Origin of the sequence: Streptomonospora wellingtoniae, assembly GCF_031845375.1 — a bacterium.
Classification (GTDB): Bacteria; Actinomycetota; Actinomycetes; order Streptosporangiales; family Streptosporangiaceae; genus Streptomonospora; species Streptomonospora wellingtoniae.
Genome location: NZ_JAVREK010000026.1, coordinates 1 through 20,232, shown reverse-complemented (window position 1 = coordinate 20,232; position 20,232 = coordinate 1). Strand labels below are relative to the sequence as shown.

Annotated in this window: 18 protein-coding genes; 10 read left to right on the top strand and 8 right to left on the bottom strand. The window is 72.6% G+C overall.

Annotation, left to right across the window (positions count from 1 at the left end):
- Positions 1–3: 3 nt before the first annotated feature.
- Positions 4–852, bottom strand: a complete 849-nt coding sequence (locus RM446_RS20740; RefSeq protein WP_311547053.1) for a TIGR03089 family protein — start codon at positions 850–852, stop codon at positions 4–6.
- A gap of 237 nt (positions 853–1,089) precedes the next feature.
- On the opposite strand from RM446_RS20740, the gene RM446_RS20735 reads away from it, so the two are divergent.
- The 4 genes from RM446_RS20735 to RM446_RS20720 all read left to right on the top strand — a co-directional run bounded on the left by RM446_RS20735 (position 1,090) and on the right by RM446_RS20720 (position 6,453).
- Positions 1,090–3,138, top strand: coding sequence for a hypothetical protein (locus tag RM446_RS20735; RefSeq protein ID WP_311547052.1), 2,049 nt, complete (start codon positions 1,090–1,092; stop codon positions 3,136–3,138).
- Positions 3,139–3,186: 48 nt separating this feature from the next.
- Positions 3,187–4,110 carry a glycosyltransferase family 2 protein gene (locus tag RM446_RS20730; RefSeq protein ID WP_311547051.1) on the top strand — a complete coding sequence of 308 codons (924 nt, stop codon included), beginning with the start codon at positions 3,187–3,189 and terminating at the stop codon, positions 4,108–4,110.
- A 7-nt stretch (positions 4,111–4,117) separates the two neighbouring features.
- The gene (locus RM446_RS20725) at positions 4,118–5,209 is read left to right on the top strand and encodes a glycosyltransferase family 4 protein (RefSeq protein WP_311547050.1); all 1,092 of its coding nucleotides are present in this window, start codon (positions 4,118–4,120) and stop codon (positions 5,207–5,209) included.
- A gap of 98 nt (positions 5,210–5,307) precedes the next feature.
- Complete coding sequence (locus tag RM446_RS20720; RefSeq protein WP_311547049.1) at positions 5,308–6,453, top strand: cystathionine gamma-synthase; 1,146 nt, start codon at positions 5,308–5,310, stop codon at positions 6,451–6,453.
- A gap of 166 nt (positions 6,454–6,619) precedes the next feature.
- Here the strand turns inward: RM446_RS20720 and RM446_RS20715 are convergent, their stop codons facing one another.
- The gene (locus tag RM446_RS20715; RefSeq protein ID WP_311547048.1) at positions 6,620–7,060 is read right to left on the bottom strand and encodes a DUF6292 family protein; all 441 of its coding nucleotides are present in this window, start codon (positions 7,058–7,060) and stop codon (positions 6,620–6,622) included.
- A gap of 340 nt (positions 7,061–7,400) precedes the next feature.
- On the bottom strand, positions 7,401–7,697 hold the full coding sequence (locus tag RM446_RS20710; protein WP_311547047.1) for a hypothetical protein: 297 nt from the start codon (positions 7,695–7,697) through the stop codon (positions 7,401–7,403).
- A gap of 241 nt (positions 7,698–7,938) precedes the next feature.
- Here RM446_RS20710 and RM446_RS20705 point away from each other — a divergent pair, with 241 nt between their 5' ends.
- Both RM446_RS20705 and RM446_RS20700 read left to right on the top strand, forming a co-directional pair.
- Positions 7,939–8,736, top strand: coding sequence for a GntR family transcriptional regulator (locus tag RM446_RS20705; RefSeq protein ID WP_311547046.1), 798 nt, complete (start codon positions 7,939–7,941; stop codon positions 8,734–8,736).
- 292 nt (positions 8,737–9,028) lie between these two features.
- Positions 9,029–9,589, top strand: coding sequence for a UTRA domain-containing protein (locus tag RM446_RS20700; protein ID WP_311547045.1), 561 nt, complete (start codon positions 9,029–9,031; stop codon positions 9,587–9,589).
- A gap of 60 nt (positions 9,590–9,649) precedes the next feature.
- Here the strand turns inward: RM446_RS20700 and RM446_RS20695 are convergent, their stop codons facing one another.
- Together RM446_RS20695 and RM446_RS20690 are read right to left on the bottom strand one after the other, a co-directional pair.
- On the bottom strand, positions 9,650–11,605 hold the full coding sequence (locus tag RM446_RS20695; protein ID WP_311547044.1) for a vWA domain-containing protein: 1,956 nt from the start codon (positions 11,603–11,605) through the stop codon (positions 9,650–9,652).
- Between the two features lie 34 nt (positions 11,606–11,639).
- Complete coding sequence (locus RM446_RS20690; RefSeq protein ID WP_311547109.1) at positions 11,640–13,067, bottom strand: sigma 54-interacting transcriptional regulator; 1,428 nt, start codon at positions 13,065–13,067, stop codon at positions 11,640–11,642.
- A 250-nt stretch (positions 13,068–13,317) separates the two neighbouring features.
- Here RM446_RS20690 and RM446_RS20685 point away from each other — a divergent pair, with 250 nt between their 5' ends.
- Positions 13,318–14,478: an FIST signal transduction protein gene (locus tag RM446_RS20685; protein ID WP_311547043.1), complete on the top strand. Its 1,161-nt coding sequence runs from the start codon at positions 13,318–13,320 to the stop codon at positions 14,476–14,478.
- A gap of 48 nt (positions 14,479–14,526) precedes the next feature.
- Here the strand turns inward: RM446_RS20685 and RM446_RS20680 are convergent, their stop codons facing one another.
- From RM446_RS20680 to RM446_RS20670, 3 genes are all read right to left on the bottom strand, one after another.
- Positions 14,527–15,069, bottom strand: a complete 543-nt coding sequence (locus RM446_RS20680) for an RDD family protein (RefSeq protein WP_311547042.1) — start codon at positions 15,067–15,069, stop codon at positions 14,527–14,529.
- 335 nt (positions 15,070–15,404) lie between these two features.
- Complete coding sequence (greA, locus tag RM446_RS20675) at positions 15,405–15,911, bottom strand: transcription elongation factor GreA (protein WP_311547041.1); 507 nt, start codon at positions 15,909–15,911, stop codon at positions 15,405–15,407.
- Between the two features lie 178 nt (positions 15,912–16,089).
- A complete protein-coding gene (locus tag RM446_RS20670) occupies positions 16,090–16,509 on the bottom strand; it encodes a DUF4307 domain-containing protein (RefSeq protein WP_311547040.1) in 420 nt (139 codons plus the stop codon).
- 176 nt (positions 16,510–16,685) lie between these two features.
- Here RM446_RS20670 and mca point away from each other — a divergent pair, with 176 nt between their 5' ends.
- From mca to RM446_RS20655, 3 genes are all read left to right on the top strand, one after another.
- Positions 16,686–17,564, top strand: a complete 879-nt coding sequence (gene mca / locus RM446_RS20665) for a mycothiol conjugate amidase Mca (protein ID WP_311547039.1) — start codon at positions 16,686–16,688, stop codon at positions 17,562–17,564.
- Positions 17,565–17,569: 5 nt separating this feature from the next.
- Positions 17,570–17,839 carry a hypothetical protein gene (locus RM446_RS20660; protein ID WP_311547038.1) on the top strand — a complete coding sequence of 90 codons (270 nt, stop codon included), beginning with the start codon at positions 17,570–17,572 and terminating at the stop codon, positions 17,837–17,839.
- 174 nt (positions 17,840–18,013) lie between these two features.
- Positions 18,014–20,008, top strand: coding sequence for a thioredoxin domain-containing protein (locus RM446_RS20655; protein ID WP_311547037.1), 1,995 nt, complete (start codon positions 18,014–18,016; stop codon positions 20,006–20,008).
- Positions 20,009–20,232: the final 224 nt, after the last annotated feature.

The window sequence follows — 20,232 nt, the reverse complement described above, 5'->3', positions numbered from 1 at the left end:
AGGTCAGGTCAGCGGTTTGAGGGATCCGGCGAGAGCGGGGGTGCCGGGCCGAGCGCCGGCTGTCGCCGTGACACGTTCCATGTCCAACCGCGGTTGCAGATTAGCCGAATCGCCGGCGGGGAGCACGACGAGCGGTACCGCACCCGCGATCGGGCCGAGGAGCAGCGGCAGCCGCGATCCCAGCGCAGTGAGGGAGTCCCGGCCGGAGGTGATGATGGCCACGCGGTCGGTGGAAGCCAGGCCCCACGCGGCCGACCGCAGCCGCGCGGACGCGGCCAGTTCGGCCCCCGAGGAGGCCCCGGCGGCGACCTCCGCCCCCAGCAGGTCGGTGCCGCCGGCGGCGTCGCCGGGCACCTCGAACGCCGGTGCGGCGGGGTCGATCGCGGCGGCCGCGAACCGGTCGCCGTAGCCGCGCACCTCGACGCCGTAGTCGGCGGCGGCCGGCGGGCACTCCGCGAGCGGCGCGCCGAGCGGGTGCAGCGACGTGCCGACCACCTCGCGCGCCCCCGTGTCGAGCGCGGCCGGAAGCCGGTCGGGATCGGCCACCGCTATCTCGCAGTCGGGCACCGTTCCCGGTGCCCCCGCCACGGCCGTCGTGCCGGTCGAGAAGCAGGCCAGCAGCCACACCAGGCTCTGCCAGTGCAGCGGAAGCGCCAGCCCGACGCGGTCGCCCGGTTCGGCGCCGAGCCCGTCGACGAGCATGTTCGCCGTCTTGGCCACCCAGTTGTCGAACGTGGCGTAGGACAGCTCGACCCGGCCCCCGGTCGCCTCGTCGTAGACGGTGGCGAAGGGGCGGGCGGGGTCCGCCGCGACAGCGGACCGCCACAGGTCCAGGGGGGTTTCCGAGGCCACGGGCCGTCCTCGTTTCTCGGGTGCGACGGTCTCGCCGGAGGGCGGGCGGCCGTCGCCCCGCCGCCCGCAGGATGCCCGCGGGCGCACGCGAGCGCGCGGCGCCGGACCACATGTTACTCACGGGGAAACACCCGTCGCACCGACAGGGCACACAGGCCGAGGCCACCCGGGTCCGCGGCGGAGCGCGGCGGGCGGTCCACGGCACGGCCCACCTGCCGGAGCTGAGAAGGTGCCCTCATGGGATCGACCTCCGCGCGCGTGTTCGCCCGCGTAACAGCGGCACCGGCCGTCGTCCTGTCGGCGTGGCTCCTCGTCGCGTTCCCGCTTCTCGTGGCCGGGGTACTCTCTCCGGTCACCGGTGCGCTGCTGGGCATCCCGGCGGTGGCGGCGGGCCTGCTCGGGGTGTTCCGGCTCGTGCCCGAGCTGCCTGCGGGCGTGGGGCGCGGACCGGCGGGCCTGCCGTGGTGGCCGTTCGTGCTGACGGCGGGGATCGCGGCCGCCTTCGCCGCGGTGCAGCTGGGCTACCACTCCGAGATCCTGGTGATCCGGCGCGACCCCGCCTCCTACGCGCAGTTCACCCACTGGATCGCCGAGCACGGGGCGCTGCCGATCCCGCAGCGGCAGGACCTGGTCGCCGGAGGCGACCACGCGCTGGTCTACGGCAGCCTGGCCTACTACGAGGTGGGCGACGTCGTGTGGCCGCAGTTCCTCGCGGGCGCGCCGCTGGTCTACACGGTGGGCCACTGGCTGGGCGGAATCCCCGGGATGCTGCTGGCACCGCCGCTGATCGGCGGGCTGGGCGTGCTGACGTTCGGCGGGCTCGCCGCGCGGCTCGTCGGCCCCCGCTGGGCACCCTCCGCGGCTCTGGTGCTGGCGGTGTGCCAGACCCAGCAGTGGGTCAGCCGGTCCACCTACAGCGAGCCGGTCGCCCAGGTGCTGCTGCTGGGCGCGCTCGTACTGGCCCACGACGCGTTGACACGCCGCGTCGGGCCGCGCGTCTGGACCCGCTGGCACACCCTGGCTGCGGCCGCAGGGGTGGTGTTCGGGCTGGGCCTGGTGGTGCGCATCACCGCGCTGCGCGACCTGCTGCCGCTGGTGGCCTTCGCGGGCCTGCTGCTGGTGGCCCGGCGCGGCCAGGCCCTGCCGCTGCTGGGCGGCCTGGCGGTGGGTGTCGGCTACGGCGCCGTGGCCGGATACGGGCTCTCCCGCCCCTACCTGGACCATCTGTCGGCCTCACTCGTGCCGCTGCTGTGGATCAGCGGCGCCGTGGTGGTCGGCGTCGCGGCCGCGGTGGCGCTGCTGTGGCGGCGGGGGCTCCCGCGCGGCGACCGGCCGCAGTGGGTGCCCGCGGCGGCCGCCGTGGCCGTGGTCGCGGTGATGGCGGCCCTGGCGCTGCGCCCGCTGTTCTACACCGACCTCGGGCACGGCGACGAGGCCACCGCCTCCTACATCGGCCAGGTCCAGGAGGCCGAGGGCCTGCCCTTCGCCCCCGATCGCACCTACTACGAGATGAGCCTGTACTGGGTGGGCTGGTACGTGGGGCTGAGTACGGTGCTGCTGGCCGTCTTCGGCGCGGCGCTGGTCGTGCGGCGGGTCATGCAGCACCGGGCGCCGCAGTGGGTGCTGCCGGCGATGGTGCTGTCGTGGACCGTTGTCACCACGCTGCTGCGCCCGGCCATCACCCCCGACCACCCGTGGGCGAGCAGGCGGCTGATCGTGCTGGTGCTGCCGGCGTTCATCCTCTTCGCCGTGTGGTTCGTCGCCTGGCTGACGCACCGGCTCTACACCGAGCCCGGTGTGGACCGGACATGGGTGCGCCGCTCGACGGCCGCGGCGGCGGCAGCAGTCGGCGTCGCCGTGATGCTGGTGCCCACAGCTCTCACCGCTGCGGGGGTGATGACCTACCGATCCGATGTGGGAAGCGTCGCGGCCGTGCGCAAGCTGTGCCGCGCCATACCCGCCGATGCCAGCGTGGTCATGGTCGACGGCGTCTACGGGGGCCACATGCAGCTCGTGCGCGGCATGTGCGGGGTGCCCACGGCCGGACTGTCCTCGGCCCAGCCCCAGCGCGACGTCGCGCGTATCATCGCCGGGATCGAGAAGCGCGGCCGCACACCTGTACTCGCGGCGTCGAAGCCGCGCGCGATCCTGCCCTACGTGGAGCCGGACACACCCCTGCGCCACCCGTTCGCCCTCCACGCGGAGCAGGATCTCAGCACCCTGATGGAACCGCCCGCGGGTTCGTGGGTCTTCGACGACGACGTGTGGATCGCCGTCGTGGGCTGACCGGGCCGCCCCGGCCGCGGAGCTATCCTGATTCCCACCGTGAGCGAGATGTCGTTGAACGAAGAACCGGGCGCGCCCGAGCCGGAGCCCCACGTCACGATCGTGCTGCCCTGCTTCAACGAGCAGGAGCACGTCGTCAAGGAGGTCGAGCGCGTCTGCGCCGCGATGGACGCCTCCCGCCACTCCTATGAGCTGCTGGCGGTCGACGACGCCTCAACCGACGACACGCTCGCACTGCTGCGCGAGGCCGAACCGCTGTTCCCGCGCCTGCGGGTGCTCGCCTTCGGGCACAACGGGGGCGCGGGCACCGTGCGGCGCATCGGCACCCAGCGCGCGCGGGGGCGGATCGTCGTGTGGACCGACGCCGACATGACCTACCCGAACGAGCGCATCCCCGAGCTCGTAGACCTGCTCGCCGCCAACCCCGACATCGACCAGGTGGTCGGCGCGCGTACGCAGGAGTCGGGAACGCACCGCCTCCTGCGCGTCCCCATGAAGTGGCTGATCCGCAAACTCGCCGAACGGCTGACCAACACCCGCATCCCCGACCTCAACTCCGGGCTGCGCGCGTTCCGCCGCGAGGTGTCGCTGCCCTACCTGCGCCTGCTGCCGCCCGGGTTCTCCTGTGTGACGACGATCACTCTCGCGTTCCTGTCCAACCAGCACCTCGTGCACTACGTCCCGATCGACTACGCCAAGCGCTCGGGCACCTCCAAGTTCCACTTCGTCCGCGACGCCTACCGCTACCTGCTGCAGGTGCTGCGGATGGTCATGTACTTCAACCCGCTCAAGGTGCTGATGCCGCTGGCGCTGTGGCTGCTGGGCATCGGCTCCGCCAAGTTCGTCTTCGACCAGGTCCGCGATCCGCTCTACATCCCCAATAACACCATCATGCTGCTGACCAGCGGCCTGATCGTGGCGGCGATGGCGCTGCTGGCCGACCTGATCGTGCGCTCGCGCGACGGGGTCTGAGCCGGCCGTGCGGATCAGCCTGGTCGGGCCCGCCCACCCCTACAAGGGCGGCGGCGCGCGGCACACCACCGAGCTGGCCCACCGGCTGGCCGCGCGCGGGCACGAGGTCGTCGTCGAGTCCTGGCGGGCCCAGTACCCCGCGCTGCTCTACCCGGGCCGCCAGACCGTCTCCGCGCCCGAGGGCGAACCGTTCGGCGCCACCCGGCGCGAGCTCGCCTGGAACCGGCCGCTGGGCTGGTGGCGGGCGGGCCGCCGCATGGGCGCCCGATCCGACCTGGTCGTCGTCACCGTGCTGATCCCCGCGCAGGCCGTGCCGTACCTGGGGATCCTCGCCGGGATCGGTACCCGGGCACAGACCCTGGCACTGTGCCACAACGTGCTGCCGCACGAGCGCCGCAGGGGCGACACCGCACTGATGCGTACGCTGCTGCGCCGTGTCGGCGCGGTCCTGGCGCACTCGCCCGAGCAGGCGTGCCTGGCCCGCGGCCTGGCCGCGCCGAACGCCGACGTGCGCTGGGCGCCGCTGCCGCCGCACCTGCCCGGAGCGCCGGGCGACCGCTCGGCGGCCGCGCTCAGCGGTCTGCGGCGCAATCTGCTGTTCTTCGGCATCGTGCGGCACTACAAGGGGGTCGATGTGCTGCTGCGCGCGTTCGCCCGCGGTGCGCCGGCCGACGTCGGCCTCACGGTCGCCGGGGAATTCTGGGGCGGCTCGCGGCGGCTGCAGGACCTTGCGGCCGATCTGGGCGTCGCCGACCGCGTCGACTTCCGCGAGGGCTACGTTCCGGCCGATGAGCTGCCCGGTCTGTTCGCCGGCGCCGACGCGCTGGTGCTGCCCTACCGCTCGGCCACGGCCACCCAGAACGTCTACCTGGCCCACGAGCACGGCCTGCCGGTGATCGCCACCCGCGCTGGCGCTCTGCCGGACCAGGTCGCCGACGGGGTCGACGGGCTGCTCTGCGAGCCCGGCGACGCCGAGGACCTCGCCGAAGCGCTGCGCCGGTTCTACGCCCCCGGGACCGCCGAGAGCCTGCGCGCCGCCGTGCGCCCGGCCGACGCGGGACCGCACTGGGACGTCTACGTCGAGGAGCTCCTGGCCTGAGGGCCGGGCCCGCCGGACCGGGAGCGGCGGGCCCTCACCGCAAACGGCGGCATGTGGGAGGCTGCAGGCCCACCGGTCGCTCATCTAGGGTGTGGGCCATGACGTTCGACGGGTTCGAGACATTGGCCATCCACGCAGGCCAGGAGGCCGACACCGAGACCGGCGCGGTCGTGGTCCCCATCTACCAGACGAGCACCTATGCCCAGGACGGCGTCGGCGGGCTGCGCGGCGGCTACGAGTACTCCCGCACCGCCAACCCCACGCGCGGTGCGCTGGAGGAGTGCCTGGCGGCGCTGGAGTCGGGCATCCGCGGGCTGGCCTTCGCCTCGGGGATGGCGGCGGAGGACACTCTGCTGCGCACCGTGGCCAAGCCCGGCGACCACGTGATCATCCCCTCCGACGCCTATGGCGGCACGTTCCGGCTGTTCTCCAAGGTGCTGGAGCGCTGGGGCGTGGAGTGGGAGGCGGTGCCCCAGTCCGACACCGAGGCGGTCCGGCGCGCGGTGCGGCCCGAGACCGTGGCGATCTGGGCGGAGACCCCCACCAACCCGCTGCTGACCATCAGCGACGTCGAGGCGCTCGCCGGGGTGGCCCACGAGGGCGGCGCTCTGCTCGTCGTGGACAACACCTTCGCCTCGCCCTACCTCCAGCGGCCGCTCACGCTGGGCGCCGACGTGGTCGTGCACTCCACCACCAAGTACCTGGGAGGCCACTCCGACGTGGTGGGCGGCGCACTCGTGGTCTCCGACCCCGAGCTCGGCCACCGGCTGGCCTTCCACCAGAACACGATGGGCGCGGTCGCCGGCCCCTTCGACGCGTGGCTGACGCTGCGCGGCGCCAAGACGCTGGGAGTGCGGATGGACCGGCACTGCGCCAACGCCGAGCGCGTCGTCGAGTCGCTGCGCAACCACGCGGCGGTCAGCGAGGTCTACTACCCGGGTCTGCCCGAGCACCCCGGGCACAAGACCGCTGAGCGGCAGATGCGCGCCTTCGGCGGGATGGTCTCCTTCCGTGTGCGAGGGGGCGAGGAGGCGGCGCTGAAGGTCTGCGAGCGCGCGCGGGTGTTCACGCTGGGGGAGTCCCTGGGCGGCGTGGAGTCGCTGATCGAGCACCCGGGCCGGATGACCCACGCCTCCGCGGCCGGTTCGCCCCTGGAGGTCCCCGCCGACCTGGTGCGCCTGTCCGTCGGCATCGAGTCGGCCGACGACCTGGTGGCCGACCTGGCCAGCGCGCTGGAGCACTAGGGCCTGCTGCCGTCATAGATCGCGGCCTCAGCACCGTTGATCTTGTAGCTATCGTGAAGGAAAACGATTTCCAGTGACGATAGCTACAAGATCGACGGAAGTTCGGGGGCGCGCGGGCGGTGTGCGCACCGCCGCCCGCCCGCCCCGCGGCGGAGCGCCGCGGAGTCTAGCCCGCCACGACAGCGGAGTAGGCGGCCAGCCTGGCGTCGAATCCGTCGCCGTAGTCGCGGAAGGACCGGTACCGCGGGCGCTCGGAGACGCCGGCGCCGCGTCCGGCCAGCACGCCGCGCACTGCGGCGGCGACCTCGCCGGGGTCGGGCAGCAGGCCGCCCGGCAGGTACCGCGTGTCCTGCAGCGGGGCCCAGCCCTCGTCGTCCATCGGACCGTAGCGCCAGCCGCTCTCCTCGTCCCAGACGAAGCGCAGCCGGCCGCCGTCGCACCCGCGCACGATCACGGTGGCGTCCCGGGGGTCCATCGGATCGTTCCAATGGTCGAGCACCGCGACTCCTCCTGCCGCCAGCCGCAGGGCGACGGCGTCGACATAGGGCTCGGGAAGCCTGACCCACGGGGGGGAGTACGGGGTTGGGAGAGGGCCGTTGTCGATCACGGCGCGGTCCTGCCTATCTAGGTGGATTTGTGCGGAACAACGGATATCCGGATACCGGTGCGCGAGCCCCGGTGGAGCCGGGGTGCTCCCGTGTCGCTTGCGGTGTGCGGCGCGGTCGCCCGATCGGGTCTCGCTGGTGGAAAGCTACGGGTTCGGCGAGGTCTGCGAGTGGATTGCCGCCGGGCGTGTCGCGCCCGTCGGGCCCCTCGGCCGGGCGGTGCGGTGCGGCGCCGGGTGCGGTGCCGTCACCACCGAGAACACGCGACCGCGCGCCCGGGATGGCCGGGCACGCGATCCGCCCGCCTCCCGGCGGACTTCGCTCTTCGGGTATCACGGTAGGTCAGACCAGGGCGCTCTCCCGGCCGAAGGCGGAGCCGTCCTCTTTTCCATCTCCGCCTTCGGCCTCGCTCCCGGTGTCCTCGTCCGGTACCGAGCCGTCGCGCACGAACCGCAGACCGGAGAAGGTGCGGCCGGCACCCGAGAAGGCCCGGTCGGCACCGCGGCCGTTGCGCAGGGCGCGGTAGTGGCCTCGATCGCTGCGCTTGATCCCGATGGTCGCGGCGACCAGCATTCCGAGCAGGACGCTGAAGAACGCGACCAGGATCAGCACGATCATCCCGATTATCAGGGGCATCATGTTTCCCCTCCTCTCGTCGCGCGCGGGCGCCCGTCCAGCGTCCGCGCTCCGGGCGGGTGGCCCGGGAGAGGAATGAACCCAATCCAGCGGACTGACCGATCAATCTGGTTCAGACGTCTTTGTCTCCTGTTCGGCTTCATTAGATTCATTCCTACAACTACAACCATGCGCCGCCATGGATGATGAGTCAAGGCTTCTGGGTAGAATCATTAGAACCAATTGGTGAACCTCGGGAGAGGCGATGGAGCCCCGGCATATCGAGATCGCTCAAGACCTCATGGAGGAGATCGACCAGGGGCGCTATGCTCCGGGCGACTCCATCCCCACCGAGGACCAGCTCATCGACACCTACCGCACGTCGCGCAACACGGTGCGGCGCGCGCTCCAGGAGCTGTCCAACCGCGGGCGCATCAACACCAAGCAGGGCAGTGGAAGCACGGTGCGGGAGTACCGCCCCACCATCCACCTCGCCTCGCCGTTCGAGGGCCAGTCCGACGACGAGCGCTACGACAACTACGTCGCGCGCGTTCGCCGCGAGCAGGGCGTCGAACCGCGCGAGGAGCTGATGGTCGGTCGCGAGGCGGCCACCGGCGTCCTCGCCCGCCTGCTCCACCTCGACCCCTCGGAGGAGCGGGGCTTCGTCGTGATCCGCCGCTGCGACCGCTTCGTCGGCCCGCGGCTGTGGGAGCGCCAGGAGTCCTACTACCCCGACCACATCGCCGAGGGCACCGACCTGGACCGCCCCGCCAACATCCCCGAGGGCACCAAGAAGCTGCTGGCCGAGCTCGGGTATCCGCAGACCGGCTCCTGGGACGTCGTCGGCGCCAAGATGCCCTCGCTCAAGGAGTCCGCCCGGTTCGCACTGGGGCCCGGCGTCCCGCTGCTGGTCCACGAGCGGGTCGCCTACTCCGACACAACACCGATTCGGTTCACCCGCACCTTCCTGCCGGCCGACCGGCACCAGCTGCTCTACGCCGAGGGCGCGATCGCGCCCGAGCTGCTGCAGATGGCCACCGACGTGAACGTCTACGACCGCTGACCCCGCCTGCCGCCGTCCTGACCTACGCCTCCTGCCGCCTCCACGCGCTTCTCGACCTCTCGGCGCTTTCCGAGGAATTCCCACTTCAGAAAGGGTGAGGAACGACAATCGACCGCTAACCGCACAATCGGCGGTGAGTCGACCCGCTCAGCGGTGGCCGCATCCGGCCCCCGGCACGCCGGGCGCCACAGGCGGCGCCGGTAAGGGAATAGTGCGGGCAAGGGTCGGTCATGCCTCGGCGTAAAAGGGTATAGCTCTAGGCGATTGCTGCCCATTTGCGAGAGGTGTACCGGTGAACGAGGAATCCCCCGGCTTCCACTATCCGGCCAGTCGGGAGCGGGTACGCGACGCTTCCGGCGACCACGACGCGTTCGACCAGTTCGTCGTGGACTCCGGCCGGCGGCCGAGCAAGGAACTCCAGGTCGAGCGCACGGACCAGCCTCCTCCGTCCGTCGCTTCCCGGTTGGGGACATCCGCAGCACTCGTCAGGCGCGCCGTACGGGCCGTCGACGGGCGCACCGTCGCACTGGAGACCTCCTACTACCCGCTCGACCTGGCGGCCGGAACCGAGTTGGAGGGCCCCGAGGACATCGCCGCGGGCACGATCCGCGTGCTGGCCGCCTACGGCCACGCGCAGACCGGGTACCGCGACGAGGTCGCCGCGCACTCCGCCTCCGTTGACGAGGCGGAGGACCTGGGCGTGGCGGCCGGCACCCCGTCCCTGCGCACCCTGCGCACCGTGTGGTCCCGGGAGCGGGTGCTGCGGGTGACCGAGACGGTGACTCCGATGGGCGCCGACATGGTGCTGCACTTCGAGACCGGCGCGCCCGCACCCGCCTCCGCCGGGGGTTGAGCGGCGCCCGCCGGTGCGCCACCGGCCGTCCGCTGCCGCCCGCCGCTCCCGCGCCCCTCGTCAGCCCGCGCGGCGCCGGCGCGAGAGGAAGTCGCGGACGACGTAGCCGCCCAGCCGGTCGGCGTCCGGCCGGACGACGCGGCCGCCGTTGCGGCGGGCGACCTCGTCCACGAAGCGCTCCAGCCGCGGGTCGTCGGCCAGCAGGAACACGTTCAGGCTCGCCCCCCTGCGGGTCATGCGATCGACCTCGGCCAGGGTGGCCGCGGTGGTCTCGGGCGAAGGCGGCCAGGCGAACGCCGCCGAACCGTCGCGCTGCAGGTGCGCGGTGGGCTCGCCGTCGGTCACCACGAGCACGATCGGCTCGAAGTCGGAGTGGCGGTCGAGGTGCCGGCCGGCGAGCAGCAGTGCGTGCTGGAGGTTGGTGCCCTGGACGGGCTCCCAGGAGAGCTCGGCCAACCCGCTGGGCGGGAGTTCGCGCGCGTAGTCGCTGAACCCGATCACCTGCACCGCGTCCTGCGGGAACCGGGTGGTCACCAGTGAGTGCAGCGCCATGGCGGTCTGCTTCGCGCCGCCCCACAGGTCGCGCAGCGCCATCGAGTAGGACAGGTCGACCAGCAGGCAGACCGCGGCGGCGTCGCGGCGCTCGGTCTCGGCGACCTCGAAGTCGTCGGGATGCATCCGCACCGGGCCGCCGGGGCGGGAGCCGCCGCGGGCGATCGCGTTGCGCAGGGTGCGCACGACGTCCAGCGGCTCGTCGTCGCCGAACTCCCACGGCCGCGTGGCGCCGGTGGCCTCGCCCGAGTGCCCGGCGGCGTCGTCGGCGTGCCCGCCGGGGCGCGCCGCCTCGGAGTCGGCGAACACCTCGCGCAGCGCGGTCTCGCCGAGGCGGCGCACGGCCTTGGGCGTCAGCCGCAGCCGGTTGCGCGAGCCCTCGACATAGCCCTGCTCGCGCAGTTCGCGCTCCACCGCCCGGAGCCGGTCGAGGTCGTCGACCGCCCGGCGGCCCAGCGCGCGCCGCACCGCCTCCTCGTCGACGTCGTCCAGCCCGGCGCCGGCGTAACCCTGGTTGAGCGCGGTGTCCAGCTCGGCGAGGTCGGCGAGCTCCTGCACGGCGGTGGTGGCGTCGCCCATCCCCAGGCCCTGCTCGCCCTCCATCCGCTCGCCGCCGCTCCAGTCGAGGTCGGGGCGGCGGGAGCGCAGCGCACCCGAGAGGCGCTCCAGGGCCCGGCTCATGCCTGACTGCGCTTCGGCGTCGTCCATCAGCCCCTGCAGCTCGGCCCGCTGCTCGGGGGTCAGCGACGCCATCATGCGCTGAGCGGCGGCGGCGCGGCGCGCCAGGGAGTCGACGAGCTCCTCCAGGTTCTGCGGCGCGGGCTCCTCGGGGAACATGTCGCCGTAGGAGTCCATGAAGCGGTCGAAGTCGGCCTGGGTGTGCTCGCCGCGGTCGTCGGCCTCCAGCATGTCGTTGAGCGCGTCGACCATCTCGCGCACCCGCTGCATGTCCTCGGGCCCGCTGTCGGCCAGGGCGTCCTTCATCCCCTGGAAGCGGGTGTCGAGCACCTCGCGGCGCAGCAGGTCGCGCAGTTCCTCGAAGCTCTGCGCGGCGGCCTGGGAACGCCAGCGGTAGTCCGACAGCCGCCGCACCGCCGCCGCGGTGTCCTGGGGCAGCGAGTCCAGCTCGGCTTCACGCAGCCGCGCGTCGTCGGACGGGTCGGGAAACAGCGCGGCGCGCTCCTGGCCGAGCGCGCGGTCCAGTAGCGCGCGGGCCTCTTCCAGGGTGCCGTCGAGCCTGCCGCGCGAGCGGACCTGCTCGCGGCGCCGGCGCACGTCGCGCAGCATGTCGTCCAGCCCGCGGACATCCTGGGTGCCCCGCCGCAGCAGGTCGCGCAGCGCCCGCATCGGGTCGGCGCCGCCCATGATGCCGCGGCCCATCTCGTCGACCGCGGCCCGCACGTCGTAGGGCGGGGCGAGAGGGTCGGGTCCGTCGTCGTATTCGCCGTAGCGGAAGCGGTTCACCTGGGGTCTCCCCTCCGGCGGCAGGTCGGGCGGTTCAGGTCCGGTAGACGGTGCGGTCGCGGACCGCGTCCTTGGACAGCCGCCGGTTCAGGTACAGCCCTTCCAGCGCGAACTCCACGGCGGCGGCCGCGAACCCCGGGGTCTCGCCGGTCCCCTCATCGGGAGAGAGGCGGGCGATGAGGTCGGCGAGCCCGGGCAGCGTGCCCACGCCGCGCAGCAGTTCGGCCCCGCTGACCAGCTCACCGGACTCGACGGTGCCGCCGTCGGCGAACAGGTCGGTGAGTGCGGCCAGGTCGGCGCCGCCCAGCGTGCGGCGGAAGGACTCGGCGGTGGCCCGCCGCAGGAGGTGCGCCAGCACCTCGCTCTCGCGCCCCTCCTCGCCGACCTCGAACTCGACCTTGCCCTGCAGCGTCTCGACGATCGGCGGAAGGTCGCAGACCCGCGCCACCGGGAGTTCCTCGCCGGTCAGGGCGCCGCGGCGGCGCGCGGAGGCGGCCACGGTCTCGATGCCGGCGATCGCGAAGCGCGCCGAGACGCCGGAGCGGTCGTCCACGGACGAGGAGTCGCGGACCAGGCGGGTGAACCGGGAGACGATCTCGACCAGGTGGTCGGGCACCACGACGCCCGGCGCGAGGTCGGCTTCCTGGCGCACCAGGGAAGTCTCCTCCTCCAGGCCGAGCGGGTAGTGGGTGCGCACCTCCGCGCCGAAGCGGTCCTTGAGCGGCGTGATGATGCGGCCCCGGTTGGTGTAGTCCTCCGGGTTGGCGCTGGCCACCAGCAGCACGTCCAGCGGAAGGCGCAGCGCGTATCCGCGGATCTGGATGTCGCGCTCCTCCAGCACGTTCAGCAGCGCCACCTGGATGCGTGCGGCGAGGTCCGGCAGCTCGTTCAGGCTGAACACGCCGCGGTTGGAGCGCGGGACGAGCCCGTAGTGCACGGTCTCGGGGTCGCCGAGGCTGCGGCCCTCGGCCAGCTTGATCGGATCGATGTCGCCGATCAGGTCGCCCACGGCGGTGTCGGGCGTGGCGAGCTTCTCGCCGTAGCGGTCGCCGCGGTGCCACCACGCCACGGGCAGCTCCTCGCCCTCCTCGGCTGCCAGCGCGCGGCAGCGCGTGCAGACCGGGGCGTAGGGGTGGTCGTTGACGGGGCACCCCTCGACGACGGGCGTCCACTCGTCCAGCAGCGTCGATATGGTGCGGATCAGCCGGGTCTTGCCCTGGCCGCGCTCGCCCAGGAGGACGAGGTCGTGGCCGGCCAGCAGGGCGCGCTCAACCCGGGGGAGCACGGTCTCGTCGAATCCGACGATTCCGGGGAAGCGCTGCTCGCCCGCGCGCATGCGCGCGATCAGGTTGTCGCGCACCTCGTGCTTGACCGGGCGGTGCACGTGTCCGGTGGCGCGCAGGGCGCCGAGCGTCGCAGGCAGGCGGGGTGGAGCGTCTCCACCCTGGGAGGCGGCGGACAGGTGGTCGGGGGCGGTGTGGCCGTTGGTCGAGGCAGACACGGGGTCGAGTCTATGCACCGGCGCCGATTCCGCCAGTGCGCGTGCATCCCGCGGTCGCGGGAATCGGCGGACGCCTCCGGTGGATTCCTGCGAATGTCGAGGAAAGTCGGGGAAGCCGTCGAATCCGCCCGGCGCCGGAGGGGTTTGATCGCGTGCGGCTGGGAGTATGGTCCGGTTGGAGGAGTCGGGTCGATGAGCGGGGTGGCGATCGATGACCAGGTTCGGTGACGCGTTGGCGACGGGCGCCGACCTTGTGAGCGCCGCCGAGCGGGCGGTGCTGGAGGCGACGCGCGCACTCGACGCCCCGGCCGACCTGATCTGCTTCTTCGTCAGCGGCGCCGACCCCGAGGAGGTCACGCTGGCGGGCACGCGCGTGATGGCGCTTGCCGGCGACGCGGTCACGCTCGGATGCAGCGCCACGGGCGTGGTCGGTGGCGGACGCGGAGTCGAGGAGCAGGGCGCGGTGAGCGTGTGGGCCGCCCACCTGCCCGCCGTGACGCTGAGCCCCTTTCGGCTCGACGTGATCCCCGAGGGCGACCATCTGGCCGTGGTGGGCATGCACGAGCCCGATTCCGACGACCGCGCCGCACTGCTGCTGGTCAACCCCTACGAGTTCCCGGCGCAGTCGTTCGTCGAGCGCTCCACCGACGCCCTGGGCGGGTTGCCGCTGGTCGGCGGGCTCGCCGACGGCATGCGCGGACAGGAGTCGGTGCGGCTGTTCGCCGGCGGCGAGGTCGTCGACGCGGGGGCGATCGGCCTGATGCTGGGTGGCGCCGGTGTCGCGGGCACGATGGTCAGCCAGGGGTGCCGGCCGATCGGCCGGGCCATGGCCGTCACCAAGTCCGAGGGCAACCTCATTCTGGAGCTGGCCGGCGACTCCGCCTACGAACGCCTGGAGGGCCTGGTCAACTCGCTGCCTGAGGAGGAGCAGGAGTTGGCCGCCAACGGCCTGCACATCGGCATCGCCATGGACGAGTACGCCGACAGCCACGAGCGCGGCGACTTCCTGGTGCGCTCGGTCGTGGGCGCCGATCCGGAGTCGGGCTCGCTGACCATCGGGGACATGATCGAGGTCGGCCAGACCGTGCGCTTCCAGGTCCGCGACTACGACAGCGCGGCCTCCGACCTGGTGGAGCGCCTCCAGGCCTTCAACGACGAACTCGAAGGGCGGGCCTCCGCGGCGCTGCTGTTCTCGTGCAACAGCCGCGGCGCGTCGATGTTCCCGACCTCCGACCACGACGTGCGGCTGGTGCAGCAGAACCTGGGGATCGAGAGCGTGGGCGGCTTCTTCGCGGCGGGCGAGATCGGCCCGGTCGCCGGGCGCAACCACGTGCACAGCCTCACGGCCTGCGTGCTGGCGTTCGAGAGCTGACCCCGCCGGTCCCGGCCGCGGACCGCGGCGGTCGCGAATCCCGGCGCATCAGCCGCGCACCACCACCGTTCCGGCGGCGCGGTCGTGCAGCGTCCGCGCCGACTCGGAGTCGGCGAGGGCCGACAGGCAGTCGATCAGCGTGAACAGCCCACCCAGGCACGGGACGGCCTGCGGCAGGCCGAAGATCGCGGCGCGGCCGGCGGACTGGCCCTGGCGCAGCGGGCCGCCGTCGCGGCGGACGACGCGGATGCCCAGCGCGGCCTTACCCAGCGTGCGCCCGTGCGCGGCGTTGCACAGCCAGTCGTGCAGGAACATCACCGGCCCGGTGCCGAAGAAGAACAGCATGGCCCATGCGTCGAAGTACCGGTCGGCCAGCTCCCCGCCGCGCAGCGAGGCCTCGGCGAGGAACGAGACCAGGATGAAGAAGAGGACCACCGCCATGCCGATGACCGTGTAGTCGATCACGCGGGCGGAGAGCCGTCGGCCGAACGAGGCCGCGGGGCGGGTGCCGCTGTGCGGCGGCATGTCGCGGTAGGGCGCCGGCCCGGGTGCGCCGGGCGGGGCGCCGTGCCAGTACGGAGAAGGGGTCACGCGGGATATGGTGCCACCGCTCGAACGGCCCGGCGACCGGAAGGCGTCCCGGCCGCCCGCCGGCCGCCCGCCGGGCGGCCCTGCGTGCGCGCTCCGCGGCCCCGTCCGCCGGTCGCCGGCGGTCCCAGGTCTCGGGGGCGCCAGCAACCCGCTCGCGGGGCGGTCGGGAACCCGGCGGGCGCGTTCACCGGAGAGCAGCCGAGGCGCCGTGAACTCGGACGGCGGTATCGGACGGAATCAATCGGTCCGAACCGCACGTCTGAAAACGGTCCCAAACGCGGAAGGGGCGGCCCTCGGGCCGCCCCTTCCGCGCGTTCCGCCTGCTGATCGCGCCGTTAGGACGACTCCGCGCCGTAAGGGACGGCGTCGATGATCTCCACCGAGGCGCTTCGTCCGTTCGGCAGCGTGTAGCTGACCGTCTTGCCGATCTTCTTGCCGTTGATGGCGCTGCCCAGCGGCGACTTCGGGGAGTAGACGTCGATCGGCGCGCCGCTTTCCTCCCGGGAGGCGAGGAGGAAGGTGACCTCTTCGTCATCGCCTTCGAACTTGATGGTGACGGTCATACCGGGGCCGACCGTGCCCGCCTTCTGCGGTGCCCCGCCCACCCGCGCATTGCGCAGGATGTTCTGAATCTGGGCGATGCGGGCCTCGATCTTGCCCTGCTCCTCCTTGGCGGCGTGGTAGCCGCCGTTCTCGCGGAGGTCACCCTCTTCGCGGGCGGCTTCGATCTTGTCGGCGATCTCGATGCGACCAGTGCCCGTAAGGTGCTCCAGCTCCGCGTTGAGCCGGTCATACGCCTCCTGAGTCAGCCAGGTGACGTTGTCATCGCGGGTCTCGGTCACGGGAACTCCCTTGGTGCTAACTAGTGACTGCGGCCGTAGCGGCCGTAGCTGAACTTACGAGATTATCACCGCGCCATTCGGACAACGGGGCGATAAACGCTGGTCCGCGCGGTGCGAGTGGAGGACGGGACGGTGTCGGGACGCGGCCGTGTCCCGACGTCGAGTAGCAGGGGCGGAACTACCTTGTGGAACTCTGTTCCCTGCACGAGCCCACTTCTACCGCCGAAGCCTCACGAATCGTCTCGACGGTCGCAGTGACGTCGCGGATCCCCGACTCGACGTCCACGCTCTTCTGGCCGACCACGACGTGCTGCGCGTCACGCGCGGTGATCACGCATTCGGCGGGGGCGTCGCTGTTGACCTGGAAGCTCACGCTCGCCTCGTCCGCCGACTCGACCTTCCAGGCCACCACCTGGACGGATACGCCGCTACCGGAGCCGCCGTAGCTCATCAGCGCGTATCCCCACCCGATCGTGAAGACCGCGGCGGCCAGCACCCCGACCACGAAGAAGACCGGGGTGTTGCCCAGGCGGCGCCGCGTCCAGGACGCGGCGGACTCGGTGGCGCCGGTCGCGGTGCCGGCGGGGCGGTCGGGCATGCGGGAATCTCCGAACGTGGGATCTACGTTGTCTAAGATAGCCCCGATCCGGGTCGCCCCTGTTCCACCCCTGCCCCGCATGTCCGCGAGGCCGGAGGCGCGGGTCGAACCCGCGGGGCGGAAGCCTTTCCCGCCCGTCCATTCGTCTCACGCGACTACCCAAGGGGACCGTTCCGTTGTCCGAGCGTTTGCGGCTGATGGCCGTTCATGCCCATCCCGATGACGAGTCCAGCAAAGGCGCGGCCACCATGGTCCGCTATGTGCACGAGGGCGCCGACGTGCTCGTCGTCACCATGACCGGCGGTGAGGCCGGATCCATCCTCAATCCCGCGATGGACCGCCCGGAGATCCGCGACGACATCGCCGAGGTCCGGCGCAAGGAGATGGCCGAAGCCCGCGAGATCCTCGGCGTCCACCAGGAGTTCGCCGGGTTCGTCGACTCCGGCCTGCCCGAGGGCGACCCCCTGCCCCCGCTGCCCGACGGGTGCTTCGCCCTCCAGTCGCTGGAGGCCGCATCCGAGCCGCTCGTCCGCTCCATCCGCTCCTTCCGCCCCCACGTCGTGCTGACCTACGACGAGAAGGGCGGCTATCCCCACCCCGACCACATCATGACCCACAAGGTCTCGGTCGAGGCGTTCGACGCCGCGGGCGACCCTGAGCGCTACCCCGGCACCGGGGAGCCCTGGCAGCCGCTCAAGCTCTACTACCACGTGTCCTTCCCCCGCGGCCGCTTCGAGCGCGTGGCGGCGCTGCTGCATGAGCGCGGCCTGGAGAACCCCTTCGCCGAGTGGCTCGAGCGCATGAAGGAGCGCAACTTCCCCGAGTGGGAGATCACCACGCAGGTGCGCTGCGACGAGTTCTTCGAGACCCGCGACCGCGCGCTCATCGCGCACGCCACCCAGATCGACCCGGACGGCTTCTGGTTCGCGGTGCCCATGGACGTGCAGCGTGAGTCCTGGCCGTACGAGGACTACCACCTCGCCCGGTCGCTGGTCGACACCGATGTCCCGGAGAACGACCTCTTCGCGGGCGTCCGCGAGTCGGTGAGAGCATGAGGGGCATGAACGCCCTGGCAACACTGGCCTCCGACGGGCCCGCCGCCGACACCGTCACGCCCGGCGTACTCGGGTTCATCGCCGTGGCGGCCATCGGCGTCGCCCTCTTCTTCCTGATGAAGTCGATGCGCAACCGACTGGCCGCGATCCAGGTCGAGCGCGGCGAGCCGGCCTCCGCCGAGGACTCCGCCGGTGCCGGCACCGCCGAGACGGCGGGGCCCGAGGCCGACCCCGGCACCGCCGGCTCGACGGACGCGGCGTCCCCGTCGTCCTGAGCTCCTCCGCCGCCCGGCCCGGCCGGGCGGCGCAGGGCCGCGGCACGCGCGGCTCTCGGGGATCGACCGCGTCGGCGGGGCGCGGACGCCGCCCCGCGCCCGGCCCGCCGCGCCGTGCGCGGTCCGACCGGAGCGAGGTGGCATCCGCGGCGGCCGCGCGGGCAGAGTGGGGGTATGCCGAACCGTCTCGCCGAAGCGACCAGCCCCTACCTGCTCCAGCACGCCGGCAACCCGGTCGACTGGCACCCCTGGGGTGAGGAGGCGTTCGCCGAGGCCCGGCGCCGCGAGGTGCCGGTACTGCTGTCAGTGGGCTACTCCGCCTGCCACTGGTGCCACGTCATGGCACACGAGTCCTTCGAGGACCCGACCACCGCGCAGATGATGAACACCGGGTTCGTCAACATCAAGGTCGACCGCGAGGAGCGCCCCGACGTCGACGCCGTCCACATGGAGGCCACCCAGGCCATGACCGGCCAGGGCGGCTGGCCCATGACCGTGTTCCTCACTCCCGAGGGCGCCCCCTTCTACTGCGGCACCTACTTTCCCCGCGAGCAGTTCCAGCGGCTGCTGACGGGGGTCCAGCGCGCCTGGTCCGAGGAGCGCGACGGTGTCGTGGAGCAGGGCCGGCGCGTCGTCGACGCGCTGAGCGGGAGCCGCTCTTTCGGCCGCGGCAACGCCCCCGGCCCCGACGTGCTCGACGAAGCGGTCGACGCGCTCTCCCGCGAGTACGACGACGCCAACGGCGGCTTCGGGGGCGCGCCCAAGTTCCCGCCGTCCATGCTGCTGTCCTTCCTGCTGGCCCAGCACGCGCGCACCGGCGCCGAACGCGGCCGCATGATGGCCGAGCACACCGCCGAGGCGATGGCCCGCGGCGGCGTCTACGACCAACTCGGCGGCGGGTTCGCCCGCTACTCCGTCGACTCCCGCTGGGTCGTTCCGCACTTCGAGAAGATGCTCTACGACAACGCGCTGCTGGTGCGCGCCTACACCCGGCTGTGGCGTGCCAGCGGCGACCCGCTGGCCAAGCGGGTGGCGCTGGAGACCGCTGACTGGATGGTCGCCGACCTGCGGACCGACGAGGGCGGCTTCGCCTCGGCCCTGGACGCCGACACCGAGGGCGAGGAGGGGCGCTACTACGTGTGGACGCCCGGCGAGCTGCACAGCGCTCTGGGTGAGGACGACGGCGCTTGGGCGGCCGATCTGTTCGGCGTGACGCATGAGGGCACCTTCGAGCACGGCTACTCGGTGCTGCGCCTGCCCGAGGACCCCGCCGACTCCGCACGCTACGAGCGGGTGCGCGCCTCGCTGCTGAGTGCGCGCGCGAAACGGGTCCGGCCGGACCGCGACGACAAGGTGGTGGCCGCCTGGAACGGGTTGGCCGTCGCGGGCCTGGCCGAGGCCGGCGCCCTGTTCGACCGGCCCGACCTGGTCGAGCGCGCCCGTGAGACCGCCGACCTGATCACCCGGGTGCACGTCAGCGGCGACCGCTTGGCGCGCACGTCCCGCGACGGCCGGGCGGGCACGAGCGCGGGCGTGCTGGAGGACTACGCCGACGTCGCCGAAGGGCTGCTGGCGCTGCACGCCGTAACCGGTGAGCCGGAGCGGGTGGAGCTGGCCGGCCGTCTGCTCGGCACGGTCCTGGACCGCTTCGGCGACGGCGAGGGCGGCTTCTTCGACACGGCCGACGACAGCGAGGCGCTGTTCAACCGACCGCAGGACCCCACCGACGCCTCCACGCCCTCCGGACGGTTCGCCGCCGCGGGAGCACTGCTGTGGTACGCGGGGCTGACCGGGTCGGCGCGCCACCGCCAGGCCGCCGACGAGGCGCTCGCGGTCGCGGTCCCCCTGGCCGGCAAGGCGCCGCGCGCGGCGGGCTGGGGGCTCGCGGTCGCCGAGACCCTGCTGTCGGGTCCGCTGGAGATCGCCGTCGTGGGACCCGAGGACGACCCCGCGACCGCGGAGCTGCACCGCACCGCCTTGCTGGAGGCGCCCTTCGGCACGGCGGTCACCCGGGGCCGGCCCGGCGGCGCGTCCGCGGTCCCGCTGCTGGAGGACCGCGGGCTGGTCGACGGCGAGCCGGCGGCCTACGTCTGCCAGGGCTTCAGCTGCCGGCTTCCGGTCACCTCGGCCGAGGGGCTGCGCGAGCAGATCGCGCAGACGCGCGCCTGAGACGCCGGTTGCGCGCCGCGGATGCGGGCTCACCGGATCGGCACATCACCGTCGATCTTGTAGCCATCGCAAATGGAAATCGATTTCCATCACGATAGCTACAAGATCTATTGGTTCATCATGGGGAGTGCCCGCGGCGGTTTCGACGGGAACCACCGCGGGCCGGGGCGGCGGAGTGACTCATACAAGATCTGTCCGCGTGACATCGCGTTGACCTGTCCACC